Annotated in this window: 13 protein-coding genes and 1 pseudogene; 10 read left to right on the forward strand and 4 right to left on the reverse strand. The window is 44.1% G+C overall.

Going from position 1 to position 19,265, the window contains the following annotated elements; translation table 11 throughout:
- Positions 1–187: 187 nt before the first annotated feature.
- The 3 genes from DMB82_RS12990 (at position 188) to DMB82_RS13000 (ending at position 2,136) form a co-directional block, all read left to right on the forward strand.
- Complete coding sequence (locus tag DMB82_RS12990) at positions 188–592, forward strand: 4-fold beta flower protein (RefSeq protein WP_125176145.1); 405 nt, start codon at positions 188–190, stop codon at positions 590–592.
- A gap of 287 nt (positions 593–879) precedes the next feature.
- The gene (locus tag DMB82_RS12995; RefSeq protein ID WP_116164644.1) at positions 880–1,227 is read left to right on the forward strand and encodes a hypothetical protein; all 348 of its coding nucleotides are present in this window, start codon (positions 880–882) and stop codon (positions 1,225–1,227) included.
- 96 nt (positions 1,228–1,323) lie between these two features.
- Entirely contained in the window at positions 1,324–2,136 is an 813-nt protein-coding gene (locus DMB82_RS13000; RefSeq protein ID WP_116164642.1) for a hypothetical protein, read from the forward strand.
- Between the two features lie 260 nt (positions 2,137–2,396).
- Here the strand turns inward: DMB82_RS13000 and DMB82_RS13005 are convergent, their stop codons facing one another.
- The 4 genes from DMB82_RS13005 to DMB82_RS13020 all read right to left on the reverse strand — a co-directional run bounded on the left by DMB82_RS13005 (position 2,397) and on the right by DMB82_RS13020 (position 8,324).
- On the reverse strand, positions 2,397–4,136 hold the full coding sequence (locus DMB82_RS13005) for an ATP-binding protein (protein WP_116164640.1): 1,740 nt from the start codon (positions 4,134–4,136) through the stop codon (positions 2,397–2,399).
- A gap of 1 nt (position 4,137) precedes the next feature.
- On the reverse strand, positions 4,138–5,223 hold the full coding sequence (locus DMB82_RS13010; protein WP_116164638.1) for an SIR2 family protein: 1,086 nt from the start codon (positions 5,221–5,223) through the stop codon (positions 4,138–4,140).
- Positions 5,224–5,753: 530 nt separating this feature from the next.
- Positions 5,754–6,698, reverse strand: a complete 945-nt coding sequence (locus DMB82_RS13015) for an ArdC family protein (protein WP_116164636.1) — start codon at positions 6,696–6,698, stop codon at positions 5,754–5,756.
- 112 nt (positions 6,699–6,810) lie between these two features.
- Positions 6,811–8,324, reverse strand: a protein-coding gene (locus DMB82_RS13020) for an IS3 family transposase (protein WP_116156697.1) whose coding sequence is annotated in 2 segments (ribosomal slippage) — positions 6,811–7,871 and positions 7,871–8,324 — 1,515 coding nt in all. Because the reading frame shifts where the segments join, the coding sequence is not laid out codon by codon here.
- A 499-nt stretch (positions 8,325–8,823) separates the two neighbouring features.
- On the opposite strand from DMB82_RS13020, the gene DMB82_RS13025 reads away from it, so the two are divergent.
- The 7 genes and pseudogenes from DMB82_RS13025 (at position 8,824) to DMB82_RS13055 (ending at position 19,240) form a co-directional block, all read left to right on the forward strand.
- On the forward strand, positions 8,824–9,009 hold the full coding sequence (locus tag DMB82_RS13025) for a helix-turn-helix domain-containing protein (RefSeq protein ID WP_478212267.1): 186 nt from the start codon (positions 8,824–8,826) through the stop codon (positions 9,007–9,009).
- Between the two features lie 11 nt (positions 9,010–9,020).
- Positions 9,021–11,336 (forward strand): EcoAI/FtnUII family type I restriction enzme subunit R, encoded by a 2,316-nt coding sequence (hsdR, locus tag DMB82_RS13030; protein WP_116165026.1) that lies wholly within the window; start codon positions 9,021–9,023, stop codon positions 11,334–11,336.
- A gap of 3 nt (positions 11,337–11,339) precedes the next feature.
- Positions 11,340–13,133 (forward strand): AAA family ATPase, encoded by a 1,794-nt coding sequence (locus tag DMB82_RS13035; protein ID WP_116165024.1) that lies wholly within the window; start codon positions 11,340–11,342, stop codon positions 13,131–13,133.
- Between the two features lie 2 nt (positions 13,134–13,135).
- Positions 13,136–14,614 carry a class I SAM-dependent DNA methyltransferase gene (locus DMB82_RS13040; protein ID WP_116165022.1) on the forward strand — a complete coding sequence of 493 codons (1,479 nt, stop codon included), beginning with the start codon at positions 13,136–13,138 and terminating at the stop codon, positions 14,612–14,614.
- A 2-nt stretch (positions 14,615–14,616) separates the two neighbouring features.
- On the forward strand, positions 14,617–15,837 hold the full coding sequence (locus DMB82_RS13045; RefSeq protein WP_116165020.1) for a restriction endonuclease subunit S: 1,221 nt from the start codon (positions 14,617–14,619) through the stop codon (positions 15,835–15,837).
- Positions 15,838–16,548: 711 nt separating this feature from the next.
- A pseudogene (locus DMB82_RS13050) lies at positions 16,549–17,225 on the forward strand (Shedu immune nuclease family protein).
- Positions 17,222–19,240 (forward strand): ATP-binding protein, encoded by a 2,019-nt coding sequence (locus DMB82_RS13055; RefSeq protein WP_116165018.1) that lies wholly within the window; start codon positions 17,222–17,224, stop codon positions 19,238–19,240. The pseudogene DMB82_RS13050 and the gene DMB82_RS13055 overlap by 4 nt, the downstream one beginning before the upstream one ends.
- Positions 19,241–19,265: the final 25 nt, after the last annotated feature.

The following is a 19,265-nucleotide window of genomic DNA, read 5'->3' on the forward strand; positions in this document are numbered from 1 at the left end:
ACAGTGACTTATCTTAGCCAAAGGAGTAATGGTCAACAACAAGATATTGCTAACTGAGGTATGTATCTAATACTGGGTGGTCGGTCACATTTACCTATAATTCAGAACATTATTATGGCTATAAAAATGTGTACCATACAAAAGATTCATGCATTGCACAGCCGGATTCCTACACAAAGGAGAGTTTATGATTAACGAATCCAGTCCATTCCCAGAAAACGAAATTATACCTTTCTATGACTGTACTGGTATGCCCATCTTTTACCTATACAGTAATGGTGAGCACTTTTATCACTATGATGGCACTCCACTAGCCTATCTTTTTAATAATGAGTATATAATTTCGTATTCAGGTCAATATTTAGGCTGGATATATAACGGGAGCATCATAGATTATAAAAATGGCGCTTATGCTTTTTTTTCAACTCATAGTTCTGGTGGGCCATCACGACCAAGCCGAAAACCTCGACCAAGTAGATTATCAAGAATAAGCAGACCTTCTAAATTAAGCCGTATGGGTAGACCGTCACGACCTTCAAGACAAATAAGGTGGAGTGAGCGCAGTAACATGAGTTTCTTTCCTGATTATTAGACACCCATACTTATAAAAATGCATTATAGATAGTTGAAGCTGATAGAGATTGTATGTGAATAAACAATATGTAGCTATTTAATAGCTGAGGGTGAAGAGGCTATAAAAGAAATTATGAGCATTTATAGGTCTCACTCTATTTGCAAAGAAAAAACTCTGGTCGCTTAAGAACGTGTCGGTCAAAAATTAGCCAAACAAACGCAGGGGAAATAGCACACTTTTTGTGTTTAACTTGCAACAAGTTCTTCGCCTATGTGGCGAACATTATGCCTAAAAGGAGAATCCAGATGGTTCCAATCCAAGAAGTTGATTTTCACACGGATAAAAAAGTCTTCTACAAGCTGCATATTATTTCTCCAACAGGAACTGCACCATTTTTTACAGAGGTGTTTGTTTACGACTCTGAATTTAATCCACCCTTTGCATCAACGGTTACTTTTCATCAGCAGTTTCAGGATTCCAAATCCGCGTTTGCTCATGTTCTTAGTTGGGTGGGAGGCTACAGTAAAAAGCATGGTTACACGGTCAACCAAATCAACAATCCATGTAACTGTGAATTTCTATCACAAGCTGATCAACAACAATCAGTCCACAGTGCCGGGCTCAAAATCCAAGTTAAAGTAAATGGGGCATAACAATGCCAATCACGGCGACAGTTTCTTCGTTGCGGCTTCGCCTCCACTACAAACCTGCACGTCTTAGCGACGTTAGGCGAATCAGAGTAAATATCTATGTTCAGTGAATTAGAAAAGGAATTTCATAAAAAAGGGATCCCTACAGATAAACCAGATTTTTATGATCATCCAAACTTTATTAAGGAAGAGCAACGAGATCCAAGCTACTTGATTAAGTTTGCAAAATTTGTAGCAGAAAAGCCATACACTAATGAGTATCTAGAAAAGGCAGAGAGTATAATTTTTGATGTGGCAAAAATTTTAAGCAAGCAGCTATTAGATAATGGTCGTCAAGGTGCTTGTGTGGATATATCAGGAATTCTTGCTCGTATACTGGAACGTAAAGGTATATGGTGTGCTTGCATTAAAGGCTCTTGCACAATTGATTTTCCAAAAAAGTCTAACGAGGAAACAACATACTACTGGTCATCAGACCATGGCGAATTTACCGCAGGACATGCTTGGGTATTTGCTCCACCATTCTCTATAGTGGATATCAGCTTGAAGCAGCAACCATACACAGGTACTAAAAAAAACTATATCCCTGAAATTATCATGGTAAAAAATGCTGTCAAAACAACATCAACTATAGAAGACATTATCAGTCCTGAAATCAGGATGCTAATGAAAGCTGAAGGAATTCCAAAGCATCTCATGCTTAAATATGGCGCATCCGAGATGAATCTCATCCAAGAAACATTTCCTGCCCAACTGATAGAACTTAATGAAACAAAATTCAAGTTTTCACCTGTTGCTGTTCATGCGTCTACAGAGTCATTGCCGGGTATGAAAAACATGAAGTTTAATGGAATGTATCCTTACGATATGTACAAAAAAACTATAAAAGATAAAGTGCCAAATATTGTCTAACTAGTAAATCCAGGTGACGCCTACGGTGCAACCTGATTCAGGCATTAACGTCCGTTCCTCGCTCATAGCAGCCTGCTGATGTTGCATTAGACTGCTTCATGCCAGAAACGGATGCTACTGACATCATAATATATTAATCAACGGGAGGGCTTGTCAGAGTTTGTTATTTTCAAAATGCTCTGAGGGATACAACACCATCCGAAGACGGACTTGAACAAACCTAACCTGCTAAAGCCCCTCGCCCGAGGGGCAGTTTCGGGTTATAACTTTGTTCTATTTTGTCGACGCATGTTTTCTACTGCTAATGCAAAGTCTGTATTGGTAACATTTTCCTGCCAACGAGACCAAAAATCTATTGTTGCACTTAATGGCTTTTCAGTAGGAGGATCAATTTTAATTCTGCTTGGCAGGAGCACTGAATCACCCACAACCATAGCTTCTCCAACATCCATGATAGGGAGTGCCTCTAAAAGGCTCTCCAAGCTTTCAGGTAATAATTTACGCACCGTCGCTTGGTCATCCGCATTCGTTAAACGCAGAGAAATGATGTTGTTACACTGGCTGAGAATGGTAGCACTTACATCTGAAGGTCTCTGGCTTACAATCATCAACGCAACGCCATATTTACGTCCTTCTTTAGCGATTTTTTCAAATGCTTCTACCGCTCTGCGTTCAACTGGGTTACCTTCTTTTCTTGGTAAGTATAGATGCGCCTCATCACAGACAAAGGCAACTGGTCTGCGACTCTTTGGATCAGTCCAGAATTGAACCTGATAGATGATACGGGCAACCAACCCAATGATTACTGGCAGTATATCGGCCGGAACCTCTGAAAAGTCGATTACTTTTATACTTTGCTTTTGCTCACCAAATTCCATCAGTTTTTCAGCAATCATGCTCAACGAATCGTATTGATTGAATTTATCAGGACTATTAAAGAGGAAACCATAGCGTCGGTCGTTTAAGCGGCTTGCCATGCGAACTAGCAGCCTAGAGAATTCGCCGTTGAATGGACCGTTTTTAGGACCTCTTGATCCATCGACTTTTTCTTCATTTAAATATTTCAGTTTTTCAATGACATGATTTAGAGAATATGGAATTGGACTGTCGAGTGTAAAAGACTGCAACAGATCAGTTCTACCATTCGCTTGCAGGAAAGCTTTCTTTTGCTCGGTAATTGCATCTTGGACAACCACAACTTGGTTATGCGCACTGAATTCACTTCGGTCAACGAATAATGACTGAATCTCTTCTGAATTGAGCAACCAATAGGGTAGGAAGAGTAGTGAATCATCATCTATATTAACCTCATCCGGCCCTGGTATTCTCAATTGTTTCGCATAGGAAAGTTCTTTATATTCACCGTGTAAATCGAACACCACTAGGTTTGAAGATGGTAGTCGCGAACTTCTTTCAAGAATCGAAGCAACAGTCCACGATTTACCTGAACCTGTGCTACCAAGTAGAGCAGCATGTCGCTGAAATAATTTATTGCCATCAACATAAGCGCGTGCATTTTCATTAAGCTTATAAGAACCCAATTCAAGCGAGTCCTCTCCATTGCCACATTCAGAAATCACGCGCATGAATTCTTCTAGGTGGGCGTCTTTAAGTATGTAACAGGTTGAGTCGATTTCAGGAACGTGATCTAGAGATCTTGAAAACTTATACTTTTGAGCAATTGCATCCCATCGGGCCCCGCCCATTAACGTAATCTTGACTGTGTTGACTACGCTATCTTCAAAAGCGTCTATCTCGTCAGCATCATCTACTTGCACTTCTAGGGTAAGGGGATGTGTGACTACTGCTTTGATAACTTTATCAATCATGCCAATGAGCCAACATTCTGTTGCTCCGCTGAGTTGCACTGTTACAAGCTGCCCAACTCTGGCCTTACGCAGATCCTTATCACTATTTACCAGAATGGTTACTTTTCTGGTGTCAACTTCACGAATATTGCCAAGTATGTAGCTGTCATCATTAAAAGTAAAAAGAGCCATATTACCCCCCTAAGAACTCGTTAGTGAAAGCGTCAAAACGCCATAATTCCTTGTCGTCTATATGCAGCCAGTTTTCAAACTTTGAATTGTAGATTCTGCTTTTCTCTGAATTTGTCTGTTTGCAGATAAGCCACATATTTGGGCATTTATCTAACCACTCCTCGATTCTTAGATTTGAATCCCGAGTAATCACTAATGCACGACACTGATCTTGTTCAAGTTTTATCCTAAATGCGTTATTTACAAGTTGGGAATCGTTAAAGCCAAATCCTAAAAAAAGAAAACAGGTATGGTTTCCGACAGCGTTATCGTATTCAGCCAACTGGGCCCTGTCTTTGTGCAATCGTTGATATTTTGCTGTGCCAGGAGTGATCATAGCCCGCACAACGCCTTCAGGTTTGTTGAGAATCCAGCTATTACACTCTATAAGGTGAGATTCCCATTCAAACGTATTTAACGAGCCATGTGGTTTGTGTAATCGAACATGTTTGCATTCAACGATTCTTGGTAGTTGTCTCGGCTTGCCTAAACCTTTATGAATAGATTGAACTGATTTTTTCGCTTCATTCCAATCATAACGTTGAAGAAAGCCCCCGTAAAACCCCGTAATATATGGAATCTTGTGTCGAACAAAAGCGTACTCAGCTAATAAATCGTAATTGGGCGTTGCGACGTGAAGTTGTTTATCGGCCTGGGGCAGTGTCTCTACGAGCTTTTTCAGTAATGAACCAGCGGGCCAATCACGTAATCCTGAAATGATTTGATGAGCGTGAACGTTGTCGTGATAAGCAACAAAGTTGGCAGTTAGTTCAACTATTCGAGTGGTCAGTGCCTCGTCCTTTATGAAGTCCATAGAGGATTCAAAATCATGGCTACCCACATCGAGTGCAGATACAACTTGCTGCCATTGTTGTGTCTGAGCATCTGTCATGCCACTGTTCAGCTTGTCTCGAAGGTGACGCTCTAGTGCTGGCATCCCGAAATTTAGATCAAGTGCACATGACGTTCCTGTGCCAAATAAAACAAACGGCTTTTCAGTAAAAAACTCTGCAATCGCTTGATATGCAGATTCCTTTGTCAACTCCATGCCTTTCCCCACTTAAATCATTAAATATCAGTGGCTACCACCTAAAATCTGCAGCATTAGTACTTTATTCCCTTGCTTTAAGGCTTCAAGTTTTTATTGCGGAGCAATTATCCATAACACTCATTTGTAGAACTATATCAAGTTTCTGCCAATTGGAAGTTATTCCTCCGCGTAAAACAGCTCTTAGATCGCCATCGAAGCAAGTGGATGTGATCGCAGCAATAATGTCCCTTGCATTCATTTTTGAACAGCTTCCCGCTATCTGACGCACCAGTGTCTGAAAGATCCGCTCTTCGCTCGTTACCGACTGTCATACTGAATCGTGTTCTCACGGCCAGATCAAGTCTGAGCCAATACATCTAAAGCGATGAGCGGGCTCTTTGCCGCCCGCCCCCGCAGCCTGCGAATTTTTCCTGACACACAGTGCCACGAAAAATTCGTAGGGAGGTTATACCTTTAACACCACCACGACTCTGCCCACAGAAATATATGGTCAAAGCCGCATTCCTTTACGGCTTCTTACCTTGCCCTCAAGCTTTATCCATCAAATAACGATGCGCTTTTGATGCCGCACTAGCGGCTTTGAAAATAAATCGTTTGTCGTTCTTCAGTGCTTTCAGCCAGGAAGCAATATAGCTTTCGTGCTGGACCTTTCCGACAATCCCAAGATCCGCCATCAGGAACGCGCTTCCCAACTCGGCGATCAACTCCTCAAACGCATAATCCTCACTGCCAAATTTTCCTTTCATTTCACGGTTAAGCCTTTTTTTACCACCGCTCCAGTGAACCAGCTCATGCAGACCAGTAGCGTAGAAATTAGCCGCATCTGAAAACAGATGGCGCTCCGGTAGCCAGACTTCATCAGTTGATGGTTGGAAAAAGGCATTTTGCCCTTTCTCGATGATGTTTGCGCCGCTCTTTCGGAACAGATTTTCAGCCTCCGGCAACGGGTCAAAGATTGCTTCTGAGTTAACTGTTTCAGTTGTCAGCGGAAGCCCATCAATTTGTTCAATATTGAACACGTTGAAGGTTTTCAGCATCGGGATATGGTCGATTTCACCGTCTTCGTTTTCCTTCTCTAAGGTTGTATAGAAAATAGCTATAGTACCGTGCTCACCTTTACGAATCTGTCCGCCTACTGCTTGTGCTTGTTTGTAAGTCATCCAGCGTGAATCACCACAGCCCTGTTTTGACGCGCTGCACCACAACAGCATGATATTCATTCCGCTATACGCGATACCGGTTGCGAAGTTGGAAGGCAACCCAGATATGTCAGACACTCGTTGCCATGGGCAAGACCACGGTTTTACACCGGCTTCAAGCGCTACAATGATGTTGTTGGTGACAGTCTGATAAATATCGGTTTTGGCTTTAGAAAATTTCGTTTTTGAGGAGCCTGACTGCTCCAGCGGGGATACGCTGGTCGCCGCTGCGGTGTTAGGGGCGCTAGTCTGAGTATGCAGGGAAATAGTCATGGTTTTTTCTCCGTCAGTGGTGTGATTTTCGTCTTCGTATCGCCTGACGGTTCGCTTTCCCGGCATCGTTCCGGCCCGGTAAGTGTCAAGGTAGTTGTCACCCCTGGTTAAGTTAAGCGGCCTGTGTTTCCCGCTCCGGATTCAGTGTTACCGGACCTTCCGACTGCCAGTTTCTCGTTTTGCCTGACCAGCGCTCCGGGTGCGCTTTCTGTGCCGTCCGGTACAGGTCATCACGCTGCTTCAGCAGGACATTATCTTCGCCACGGTGACGCTGTCCCGGCGTCACATATCGTATCCCGCTGTGACGATGCTCTTCGTTGTACCAGCGGGTAAATTTATCCACCCACTGACGAGCTTCAATCAGCGTTCTGAACCCCGACGACGGCCACTGTGGAACATATTTCAGTGTCCTGAACAACGACTCTGAATATGCGTTATCATTACTGACACGGGGTCTGCTATGAGACGGCGTGATATTTAGCTCATGCAGTTTCATCTGCAGGGTCTGTGATTTCATCGCTGCCCCATTATCTGCGTGCAGTACCAGTGGCTGACGCCAGCATCCCTCACGCATCACACTGCGTTGCATTAACGCTGCTGCCTGTTCGCCACTTTCCGTTTCATGCACTTCGTAACCCGTGATTTTCCGGCTGTACAGGTCGATTATCATATACAGATAAAACCAGCGACCGCGCACTACCGAAGGTAACCAGGTGATGTCCCAGGACCACACCTGGCAAGGCCCGGTTGCCGTGAATGTTGTCGGAACTGATACCTTTTGTTGCCGTATCTGACGCCCCCTGCGATGCACTTCACCTGACCGCCGTAGTATCCGATAAAACGTTGACTCACTGGCAAGATAAAGACCTTTATCAGCCAACCGTGGCACAATTTGGGACGGTGGAAGGCTGGCATATTCCGGTTCATGGCAGACATCCCTTATCCTGCTTTCTTCCTCAGCACTCAGTTGGTTAAGCGGTACCGGCCTTATCGCATCGGGTCGCCGGTCACGGGAAGAACGCTGCCAGCGACGCAAGGTCCGCAGACTCAGATTGACTTCACGACAGGCAATCATCAGCCGTGCGCCCGATGCTACCGCTTCATTGATCCAGATGATGAACTGTTTCCGTTCATCTTCCGGCGTCAGTCGTCCTCGTCGGTTTCCCCGTAGTAGTCCGTGAGCTTTTTTCGCAGTACCAGTATGGCAGCCGCCTCCGCAAGGGCTTTTTCTTTACGGAGAAGCTCTTTCTTTAGCTGTTTGTTTTCTTTCTGACTTTGCTTTAAGGCTGCTTTATCACCGGGATTTTCAGTTTGCATAAACCCCTGTTTCCACTGAACAAGTTGCTCCGGATAAAGTCCTTTTTTACGGCAATATTCTGCTACTTCGGCCTCACTGAGCGTGGCCGTTTCGACTATCACGGCAAAGCGCGCTTCTGGTGACCACTGGTCTGTTGTTTTCTCTGCACCGGGCACGGGTTTTCCCTCTGATTTGGCCTGATTACGCCAGTTATAAAGGGTAGCTTCGGATATTCCTTCCATCTGTGCAACAGCAGCAACGGTCATATTGTAGGGGGGTAGCAGTTTTGCCAGTATGCTGGCTTTTCGTTCAGGGTAAACACGTTTCATTTGTCATTCCATCACCCTCGGTTTCTTTTTCATAGAGGGTGACAACTATGCTGACACTGAGGGGGCCCGCAAGGGCGCAGAATGCGTGCCATTTACCCTTGCGGGATGGGTTGTGCTGGGAAACGATTAACCGCAAGCTGATACGAGGAACGGAAAACACACGGGAGAAAAAACTGACCCTGCATAGCCGGGCATAGCGCCCCTTAGGCCGCAGCGGTGAAATGGTTTTGGGGTTTGAATAGCTGTTATTAGCTTAGACCTGAGCTGGCAGTATGACCTTCCCCCAAAACGATAAGTCACCTAATTGCATGTCCACTATCCTTGGTAAGACCAATATGATGTGCATCTAAATCAGCACCATGCACCAAAATGCAGTTTGAACTATAAAATTCAACTCCAACTCACAAAATGCTCTTTAAATCAGTAAGTCATGGTATTATCTTGGGCTACCCCTATACCCAGAGTCACAGCCATGATCCGCTGCCACCTCGCCCGAATGATGGGCGAACACAAATTGCGCATTGCAGACGTTGCCAGGGAAACTGGGCTCAGCCGCGCCACAGTGACCTTGCTCTATAAAGAGACGGCACAGAAGGTAGATCTAAATGCCATTAAGCAGATCTGCGTACTATTCGATTGCACTGTTGGTGAGCTATTGGAATTGGTGCCGAGCACAAATGACTAAGGAATGGCCTGATGACATCTGAAGCAGATACCCGTGCAAACTATATCGATCCAGCCTTGGGTGCAGCGGACTGGCAACCAAGCAATATCATTCGGGAGCATTACTTCACCGACGGTAGAAAGTTGTCAGGTGGTGTGCGTGGGCGGCGTTGTTTTGTGGATTATCTGCTTCATAAGGACAATCGCTATCTAGCCGTCGTGGAAGCTAAAAAAGAATCCGAGCATCCAACGAAAGGCCTGCAACAAGCCATCGACTATGCGAAAAAGCTTTGTGTTCGCTTCGTCTATTCAAGCAACGGTAAGCAAACCTACGAATTCGATCTGGAAACAGGCAAAGGCGGCTACATTGAGTTCTACCCAACACCTGTCGAGCTGGAAAAACGCTATGTCGGTGAAACGACGGGTTTAAGTAAAGAACTAAGAAACATCCCGTTTCACTTGGAAGGGGCAATGCAAGCGCGTTATTATCAGGAACTGGCAGTCCATTCCGCTACAGATGCAATCGGTGAGGGCAAATCCCGAATCTTGCTCACACTCGCTACTGGCACTGGTAAAACATTCATTGCCTTTCAAATCGTTCACAAAGTATTTCAGGCTCGCTGGAACCGCGAAAAACCCGGTTCACGCAGACCGCGTGTTCTGTTTCTGGCCGACCGTAACATACTGGCAGATCAGGCCATTAACACCTTCAATCCCTATGAAAAAGACCTGATCAAAATCAATGGTGAGGAAATCCGCAAGCGCAATGGCGTGGTGCCTACCAATGCGCACATCTTTTTTGCGATCTATCAGGCGATTTCGGAACGGGAAAACATTGATGGCTACTATAAAGCTTATCCCAAAGATTTCTTTGACTTGGTATTGATTGATGAATGTCACCGAGGTGCTGCCAATGAAGCAGGTTCCTGGCGAGCCATTCTTGATCACTTCAGTAGCGCCGTGCATTTGGGTTTGACGGCCACACCAAAACGCACGGACAATGTGGACACCTATGAATACTTTGGCCAGCCCGCCTATATGTATTCACTCAAAGACGGTATCAACGACGGTTTTCTAACGCCATACCGGGTTAAGCGCATTAGAACCAATCTGGATGAATTAGTGCTCACCAAAGATGATTTCATCGTCGAAGGTGAATCTGGTCAAGATTTGTATCAGGTCGAAGACTACGACTGCAAAATCATTGTAGATGAACGCACTGAGCTGGTTGCAAAAGCTATTTTGCAAAACATCAACCCGCTGGATAAAACTATTGTCTTCTGTGAGAATCAAAATCATGCGCTAACCATGCGCGACATGATCAACAAATACAAAGCAGTTAAAGACCCGCATTACTGTGTACGAGTCACCAGTGACGAAGGCAAGGTCGGTCGCGAACTACTGGAAAGATTTCAGGATAACGACAAAAACATCCCTACTATTATTACCTCATCACAAATGCTCACTACCGGCGTTGATGCCCGTAACGTACGCAACGTAGTGTTGGATCGAACCATAGACTCAATGGTGGAGTTCAAACAGATTGTAGGTCGTGGTACCCGTGTGTTCGACGGTAAAGACTACTTCACCATCGTGGATTTTCGTGGTGCGACTAATAACTTCTATGACAAAGAATGGGATGGCGAGCCCCAAGCTCCCGAGCCAGGCGGAACCAGAGAACCTACGCCGCCGCCCTATTCACCCGAGCCACCAGAAGGCGGAGACAGGCCAGAATCTGAGCCAAGCGAGCCACACCCACGACTGAAAGTAAAACTCGGTAAGCACCGTGAGATCAAAGTCATCGATATAGAAACCCGCTATATCGACGAGAACGGTAAGCCTCTCTCGATTCAGGAGTTTGTTGAACGGCTAATTCAACAATTGCCAGGACTATTCAAAAGTGTCGATGAACTCAGAGACATCTGGTCAGATCCAGACCTACGCGAACAACTGCTGGCCAAACTGATACAAGGTGGCTTTGACAAAGAGCAGCTATCCGCTCTGCGTCGCATGTTCGAGGCCGACGACTGCGACATATTCGATCTACTAGCATTTTTAGCGTTTGAACAACCCATGGCTACACGCAGATCCAGAGCTGAGGCTGTACGGACTAATAACGCCTTCTTTGATCAATACAAAGAGGAAAAGGCCAAGCAATTCCTGCATTTTGTCCTGAAACGCTATGAACAAGCCGGCACTACAGAGTTGGCACGCAAGTCCCTGCCAGCACTAATTGAACTCTCCGGCCTCGGCACTACCAAAGATGCTTCCATGGCATTTGGCGGCAAACCTGCGCAATTACTCGCCGCATTCAAACAACTACAACACCAGCTTTACCAAGTGAGCTAACCAATGGAACTGAACTTAAAGCCTAACCCATTACATCAGCAAGCACAGATACTACGCATTGATAAAGTAGCGACGCTGATTGGTGAGAACGGCTCTGGTAAATCCAGTATCTTACAGTCAGTATTTGAACAACGGTTAACAGGCCGAGACCACGAAAACCTTAAGATCGTGTGCTTCTCCTCCGGACAGAATGAGAACTACTCCGCAAAGTTTAGTGCCTATTTAAAAAGAGAAAGGCATGCGGGGCGCGGCCTCAATCTTGACTGCTTCTATTTCGACAAATCATGGTCAAAGCTGCTGATCTTTTTAGCTACCGCTATCAAACGCAATGGCAAGGTACGCTCTTTTCTGGTTGAACATGATTATGTTAACGAGTCGCCAGATAAAGACGATATCAGCACAATCTTCAAATGTGCCTTTAAAGTTGATAAAAACTACATCGTACGTGTGCAGGATGCGCTTAAGCGTGAAGAAAGCGGTGAAGCCGATACACTACGTGGAACGCCATACTTTCGCTCCCTGGAAAGCTTTATTACCAACCTAATATCTCGTGAATATGAGTTTGAGGAACCTCTAAGAAAGCGAACCGTTAATCTCACAGCCAATGGGTTAATCCGAGTTTCCTTCGACTACCCAAGGCAAATTCAGGCCGGAGATGATGAAGTTGAAGCTGGTCAGCCTAATCCCCAAGCCATGGTTACTAATTGGGACCCGGAAGTGGCTTTTTTTACTCAAGCAGCCGATAACAACTACTTTATCGATAAGGCACGTTGCCAACTCCTATTCAACAACAATCTTGAGTTGGATCAATTTAGCGATGGCGAATACCAACTCCTGTTTTTGTATGCGCTAATTGACCTCTTTGACTCTGACAGCACATTGTACTTGTTTGACGAAGCAGACTCTCATCTTCACTATAAAAATGTCGAAAAACTTTGGGCGCTTCTGCACAGCATAAGAGGTCATGCAATCACCACAACACACTTGCTCGATTCTATTTCGGCAAAAGAGAATCGTATTGAGCACCTGAAAGTCGTGGAAAAAGGACGGATCAGCGAAGACAACAAGATCAAACAGTTGATCAATCGCCTGAGTGTACTTTCACGCGCAAAATCCGTTGAGTTTGAGGTATGTGGCAAGCTACCAAATATAGCGTTGTTAGATGACTACAACGATTGGGTTATCTTTACCAAACTTGCAGCACATGCAGGCTTAGATATAGACCGGCTATCCACAGTGTATGCCATGAAAAAGTCTTCAAGCTATACAACAGCAAGCGAGACCTTTGGCAAACGTAAGATCGATTGGCTACATAGTCTGAGCAAGATAGAGTCTCCTCTGCTCACAACCAAAATATTTATGATTTGCGATCGGGATGAGGCAGTATTGGATTGGAACGCGACCAATGGTGTACAAGTGAACGGGCAAATATACCGTGACTTGCTCAATGCAGTTCAGTGGCCGCAAAGAATGAGGGTGGCACCATATTTACTTGCGTGGAAGCGCAGAGAAATCAAAAACTATTTACTCTCATACACTGCTTTGGCGCATCACAATCTTCTCAGTCAAATTAACAATGGTGATATTGCTCTGCGCAATCATCTACAGCCCAATAGCCCTAGTGATAACGACGATATTCGCAGGCTCAACGTTAAAGATACCATTAACCCGCTAATTAATACCAACGGCGAAGGTTTAGATCCTGAAAAACTACAAGCCTATATCGATCTGATTCCGCCTGCCGAAATCAGCGAAGACATCACTAATATGTACAATTTTATTATCGGAAAACTTTAAACATGTCACTACAACAAAAAATTGGCCGCATTACCGACATTCTGCGCCGTGACGATGGTATCAGCGGTGCCATGCATTACACAGAACAAACCTCTTGGGTATTGTTCCTAAAGTTTCTCGATGATTACGAGTCCGAAAAAGAAGACGAAGCAGTATTGTCCGGCAAAGGCTATCAACCCGTACTGGATGAGGAACACCGCTGGACAACCTGGGCTTGCCCCAAGACTGCCGATGGCAAGCTGGATTTGGCGCGCGCCAAAACAGGAGATGACCTTACCGATTATGTGAACAGTCAGCTTTTCCCTTACCTGAAAAGCTTTGCCAACGTAACAGTAAATAGCGTAAACCCAAAGTCGTTCACCTACAAAATTGGCGCGATATTTCAATATCTGGATAACAAAGTGGCCTCTGGTCATACCCTGCGCGAAGTGCTGGACATTGTGGATAGTCTGAACTTCCAGTCTGAGTCCGATTTATTCGAGCTCTCATTGGTCTACGAAGGCTTGTTGCAAAACATGGGCGATGCTGGTGGCTATGCGGGTGAATTTTACACCCCTCGCCCTGTAGTGCGAGCTATGGTGCAGGTGATAGACCCCAAGCCCGGTGAGAGTATTTACGACGCGGCGGCAGGTTCATGCGGTTTTTTGGTTGAAGCCTTTGAGCACCTGAAGAGCAAAAAGAATGAACTCTCCACCGAGCAATGGGATTTCATTCAGCGCGATACTTTCTTCGGCTATGAAAAGACCTCGCTGGCTTATGTCATGGGCATGATGAACATGATCCTGCATGGTATCGAGTCGCCCAATCTGTTCCGCGGTAATACCCTGACCCAGAATATTCGCGAGATTCAGGAAAAAGACCGTTACAACATTATTCTGGCAAACCCGCCGTTTGGCGGCAAAGAAAAGTCACAAATTCAGCAAAACTTTCCCATTCAGAGCAATGCCACTGAGTTGCTGTTTTTACAGCACTTTATGAAAACCCTGAAAAGCGGCGGCAAAACAGCGATTGTGGTGCCAGAAGGTGTGCTATTCCAAACCAACAGCGCTTTTAAACAGGTTAAACAAGAGTTGCTGGAAAACTTTAACCTGCACACCATTTTAAGCTTGCCTGCTGGGGTTTTTTTGCCGTATTCCGGCGTAAAAACCAACGTGCTATTTTTTGAACGAAGCGGCGGTACCAGTGATGTTTGGTACTACGAATGTGAGCCAGAACAAAAACTCACCAAAAACAAACCCATCACCGACAACCACTTAAAAGAGTTTGTTGCGCTGTATAGCAGCCGAGAAACCACAGAGTATTCATGGACGGTTTCAGCCAGCAAGTTGGCTGAAGATTATGACTTATCTGCCAAAAATCCAGCCAAACAGAAAGATGCCGAGCACTTAGCGCCAAGCGATATCCTTAAAAAAATTCGCATAAAAGAAAAGCTGGTATCTAGTTTTTTAGATGAAATTGAAGATCTTTTGGCGGGTAAGTAAACATGGAACAGCTACAATATTTGCTACCTAAAAACTGGTTCTGGAAAACCCTTGATGACGTATCTGAAAAGATTACTGACGGAACCCATCACAGCCCTAAGGTTCAATACTCAGAATGGGAACCAGGCAGATTCAAATACGTTACATCCAAGAATATCAAAAAAAAAGGAATGAAGCTGGATGATATCTCATATATTGATCAAGAAATTCACAATGAAATTTACGCAAGATGCGCCCCTGAAGTTGAAGATCAGTTATTAACAAAAGATGGTGCGATGACTGGAATGTGCTGCCTAAACGAATTAGATGAGCCGTTTTCTCTCTTGTCTAGTGTTGCATTAATCAAGCAAAAACGTTCAATCATTTTGCCTAAATACTTGAACTATTACCTCCAGTCACATGTTGGGCAGAACTTTCTCTTGGGAGATATTTCTGGTGCAGCAATTACTCGAACAAATATTAAAAAACTAAAGAGCACTCCAGTACCAGTAGCTCCGATTTCAGAACAAAAATTCATCGTCGAGAAACTTGATGCACTACTCACCCGGATCGACACCACCATTGAGCATTTGCAGGAAAGCATCGCACTGGCTGATACCCTGTTGAAAAGCTCTTTGAACTCAATGCTGACCCAGCGTGAGAATTGGGAATGGGTTAGATTGAATGATGTTTGCCAAATTACCTCAAAACTATGCGACCCAAAGGAAGAACAGTACTTAGATATGTTCCATGTTGGTGGGGCTAACATCACACAGTTTAGCGGCTCACTAATAAACGTAAAGACAGCAAGAGAAGAGAAGCTTATTTCAGGAAAATTTCCTTTTGATACAAGTATGATTTTGTATAACAAGATCCGACCTTATTTAATGAAAGTCGCTAGACCAATCATATCTGGTATTTGTAGTGCAGATATTTATCCGCTCACACCTGTTAGGGAAAAGATGACGAGAGATTTTTTGTTCTATCTTCTGTTATCTGAACAATTTACTCAATATGCAATAGAAGGCTCCAGCCGAGCCGGAATGCCAAAAGTCAACCGCAACCATTTATTTAGCTTTGAGTTCCATTTACCACCATTAGATGAACAAGTGTCTATGTGTAAATCTCTTGATACTTTGGTTGAGAAGACTGACGAAGTAAGTAAAGAACTAGATGGAAAATTGACTTATTTAGCAAGCTTAAAAGCATCAATTCTCGATTCTGCTTTCAAAGGCGAGCTCTAAGGAGGGAATATGGCCAAGCTATTACCAGAATATTTCAGCCCTGAAGATCTGAATATTGAGATTGAAGAAATATTCCCTAACTGCACGGAAGTATTCTATCTTCCGAGTATAAGTGAGCTTGAAGAAGCAGGAATAGACTCGGCTGATCCCAGTAAGTATAAAAGAAAGATTGCTCTATTTAGCGGTCAGGATGGATTTATCTCGATTTTCCCCATATATACCTTGACCACCCATCCGAGCTACTTAAACCAGAAGTATGACCAAATAAATGAAATTGGTATTGAAGTTAACCTTGACTCTGCACCCTATACAAAAGGCGAGGTATCTGAATGCTTACAATTTTTGCCCGCAGGTTTTATCAAAGACATTCGCTATGGTCTAGGATTGACAAAAGAATATCGTACGATAATTTCAGCTATTGAAGAGCATACGGATCACCAATGCCTTCTGATTAATATGACGGAAACGGGTGATACTGATTATGAATGTTTTGTTCTTAACTTAAATGATTATGATGAAATGCGCCGTGCTTGTAACCGCATTACAGAAAGAGCAAGGAAAGTTGCCCGTATGACAAAAGCAACCGCCGCTTACAACCATATCGCCCATCGTTTGGGAAACGTGCAAAAAACATTGCCTACAGATAATGACGCCATTAGCAAGATGCTTCGGATCAAGATAACGGATACTGATAAGCAAGCAGCTATGAGTATGGTCACGGAAGACAAATCAGTTGTAAAACAAACCGACTCACTCACCTTGGCCAAGTTGAAAAATGATATCGAGTTGGTCTCGTTAGAGCGTTTGATTGGTTCTTATGAAGACTTGCTAAGCAAAAAGACTAAAGAAGATACCTGGCAGAAGCTCTTCAATCAGAACCCATTCATCTTGAGTCTTGCTTTCGGCTACCCGGCAATAAAAATATCAGACCAAGCAAGTGTTGGCGGCAAACGTTTGACTGGGGATGGCGAAAAAATCACGGACTATCTAATAAAAAATGGTATAACAAACAACTTAGCTCTCATTGAAATCAAAAAACCTTCTTCCGCGTTACTGAACAAAACCCCTATCGAGGTTCAGTATACTGCGCTTCCATAGAACTTACCGGCTCTGTAACACAAATACTCGATCAGTGTTATCAGCTACAGAAAAATATCGCCACGATTAAAAATAATAATCGAATTTATGACATTGAATCATATGCTGTTCACTGTATTTTAGTAATTGGCACGATGCCGAGTGATGAAGACGAGAAGAAGTCTTTTGAGATGTACCGGCGTAATTCGAAGAACGTACAAATCACCACATTTGATGAGCTCTTACTCAAGTTAAAGCAACTGCACGAGTTTCTCGACAATAGCGATGAAAAAGAGGAGGCTGCGCCGTGAGCCTACAAACAAATTTAAAAGGCCGCTTACGAAATACTTCATTACCTAAAAGTCACGGCCTAATGCCAGTATTTGAGGCGGTGGTAAACTCCATTCATTCTATTGAGGAGACTAATAATACCACTGACGGAAAGATTGTTCTTCGCATCAATCGCACCACTCAAGGCAGCCTAGATTTAGACGCAAAATCCCAATCGCCAATCATCGGCTTCACTATAATTGATAATGGCTGTGGTTTTGACGAAGCCAACTTTAAATCATTTGAAACCCTAGATTCTGACCACAAAATTGACAAGGGGTGCAGGGGTGTTGGCCGCCTGATGTGGCTCAAAGTGTTTGGTCTGGTCGAAGTGGAAAGCCACTTTTTCGATGTTGATGGTGGGCTTAAAAAACGCATATTCCGCTTCGACGATAAATCGGGAGTCCACGGTGAAACGGTTTTAGAAGCCACATACCAAAAACCTGGCACTATTATAAAACTGCTTGATTTTGATGAAAACTTTCGAAAGCAGGTTCCTGCAAAAGGCCAGTCCATAGCCAATCAGTTGCTGGAACATGTTCTATGGTATTTCGTACGACAGGGAAGCGCATCCAAGATACTTCTAGAAGACGCGGACGAAGTGTTTGACCTAGATCTTTTGCTCCAAGAGCATATGCATGCCAGCGCCTTTCTCGAAACAATTACAATTCGTGGCTACCAATTCGAATTAACTCATATCAAATTTCGTGCGTCCGTTAATAAAAAACACCAACTGGCACTCTGCGCAGCTAATCGGCTGGTTAAAGAAGAGTCCATTCAAGGAAAAATTCCTGGACTGTACGGAAAAATTTCTGACGTTTCAGGTGAGTTTACTTATACATGCTACATATCCTCCGACTACCTGAACCAACATGTGCGTAGTGAGCGTACATCGTTTGATATTGCTGAAGATGTTGAGGACATGCTCAACGAAGTAAGCTTTAAAGACATTAGAGAAGCCGTGTTGATTCGTACCAAAGAGTACCTGCAAGATGTTCTGGCAGAAAACGTGTCGGCTGGCCGCAGACGAGTGGATGATTTTATCAACAATCATGCTCCACGCTATCGCCCCATTGCCAATTATGTTGCAGAAGAATTTTTGATCGTTGACCCAGAAAAATCAGACAAAGAGCTGGAGTTACATCTGCATGCTCAGTGGTATGAGGTGGAGCGTCAGTTGGTGAGCGAAGGCCATGACATCATGCTGCCTCAGAATAAGGAGCATGTAGAAGAATATAAAGAACGGTTAGGCGACTACCTACGCAAAGCAGGAGACATTAAAAAATCAGATCTTGCCAATTACGTTTCACACCGCAAGGTTATTATCGACCTGTTACAAAAATCTATTGAGCGACTAGAGGACGGAAAGTACGCCCGTGAAGATATGATTCACGAACTAATCATGCCTATGCGCAAGGATTCCGTCGAGGTTTTCCTAGACTCTTGTAACCTTTGGCTAATCGATGAGCGCTTGGCATTTCATAACTATTTGGCTTCTGATAAAACGCTCAATTCGATGCCAATCACTGGTAATGACTCAACAAAAGAGCCAGACTTGCTCAGCCTAAGAGTATTCGATAATCCACTTCTTGTTAACGACCAGAGCAACTTCCCACTTGCAGCCATTACCGTTATCGAAATCAAACGCCCCATGCGTAATGATATGCGAGAAGGTGAAGAAAAAGACCCTATTGATCAGGCACTCAGTTATTTAGATCGGATACGTGAGGGCAAAGTAACTACAAAATCAGGTCGCCCGATTCCGGGCAACAATGATATACCTGGCTATTGTTATGTGCTGAGTGACCTCACTGAATCCATGCACCGGCGCTGCCGTAGAGCCAATCTGCGGATCACATCTGATGGCATGGGCTATTTCGGTTATAATGAACCTTCTCATGCCTATATTGAAGTAATTAGTTTTGACCAGTTAGTGAAAGCGGCCAAAGAACGTAATCGAGCATTCTTCGACAAGCTTGGATTGCCCGCTGCTTAGGAGCGTAAAGTGACGATATATAATG

The sequence above is a fragment of the Pectobacterium aquaticum genome (assembly GCF_003382565.3).
GTDB lineage: Bacteria > Pseudomonadota > Gammaproteobacteria > Enterobacterales > Enterobacteriaceae > Pectobacterium > Pectobacterium aquaticum.

Excerpts from the sequence above, each read along its gene's own strand:
- DMB82_RS12990 (WP_125176145.1), top strand. The coding sequence starts at position 188 with ATGATTAACGAATCCAGTCCATTCCCAGAAAACGAAATTATACCTTTC.
- DMB82_RS12995 (WP_116164644.1), top strand. The coding sequence starts at position 880 with ATGGTTCCAATCCAAGAAGTTGATTTTCACACGGATAAAAAAGTCTTC.
- DMB82_RS13000 (WP_116164642.1), top strand. The coding sequence starts at position 1,324 with ATGTTCAGTGAATTAGAAAAGGAATTTCATAAAAAAGGGATCCCTACA.
- DMB82_RS13005 (WP_116164640.1), bottom strand. The coding sequence starts at position 4,136 with ATGGCTCTTTTTACTTTTAATGATGACAGCTACATACTTGGCAATATT.
- DMB82_RS13010 (WP_116164638.1), bottom strand. The coding sequence starts at position 5,223 with ATGGAGTTGACAAAGGAATCTGCATATCAAGCGATTGCAGAGTTTTTT.
- DMB82_RS13015 (WP_116164636.1), bottom strand. The coding sequence starts at position 6,698 with ATGACTATTTCCCTGCATACTCAGACTAGCGCCCCTAACACCGCAGCG.
- DMB82_RS13025 (WP_478212267.1), top strand. The coding sequence starts at position 8,824 with ATGGGCGAACACAAATTGCGCATTGCAGACGTTGCCAGGGAAACTGGG.
- hsdR (WP_116165026.1), top strand. The coding sequence starts at position 9,021 with ATGACATCTGAAGCAGATACCCGTGCAAACTATATCGATCCAGCCTTG.
- DMB82_RS13035 (WP_116165024.1), top strand. The coding sequence starts at position 11,340 with ATGGAACTGAACTTAAAGCCTAACCCATTACATCAGCAAGCACAGATA.
- DMB82_RS13040 (WP_116165022.1), top strand. The coding sequence starts at position 13,136 with ATGTCACTACAACAAAAAATTGGCCGCATTACCGACATTCTGCGCCGT.
- DMB82_RS13045 (WP_116165020.1), top strand. The coding sequence starts at position 14,617 with ATGGAACAGCTACAATATTTGCTACCTAAAAACTGGTTCTGGAAAACC.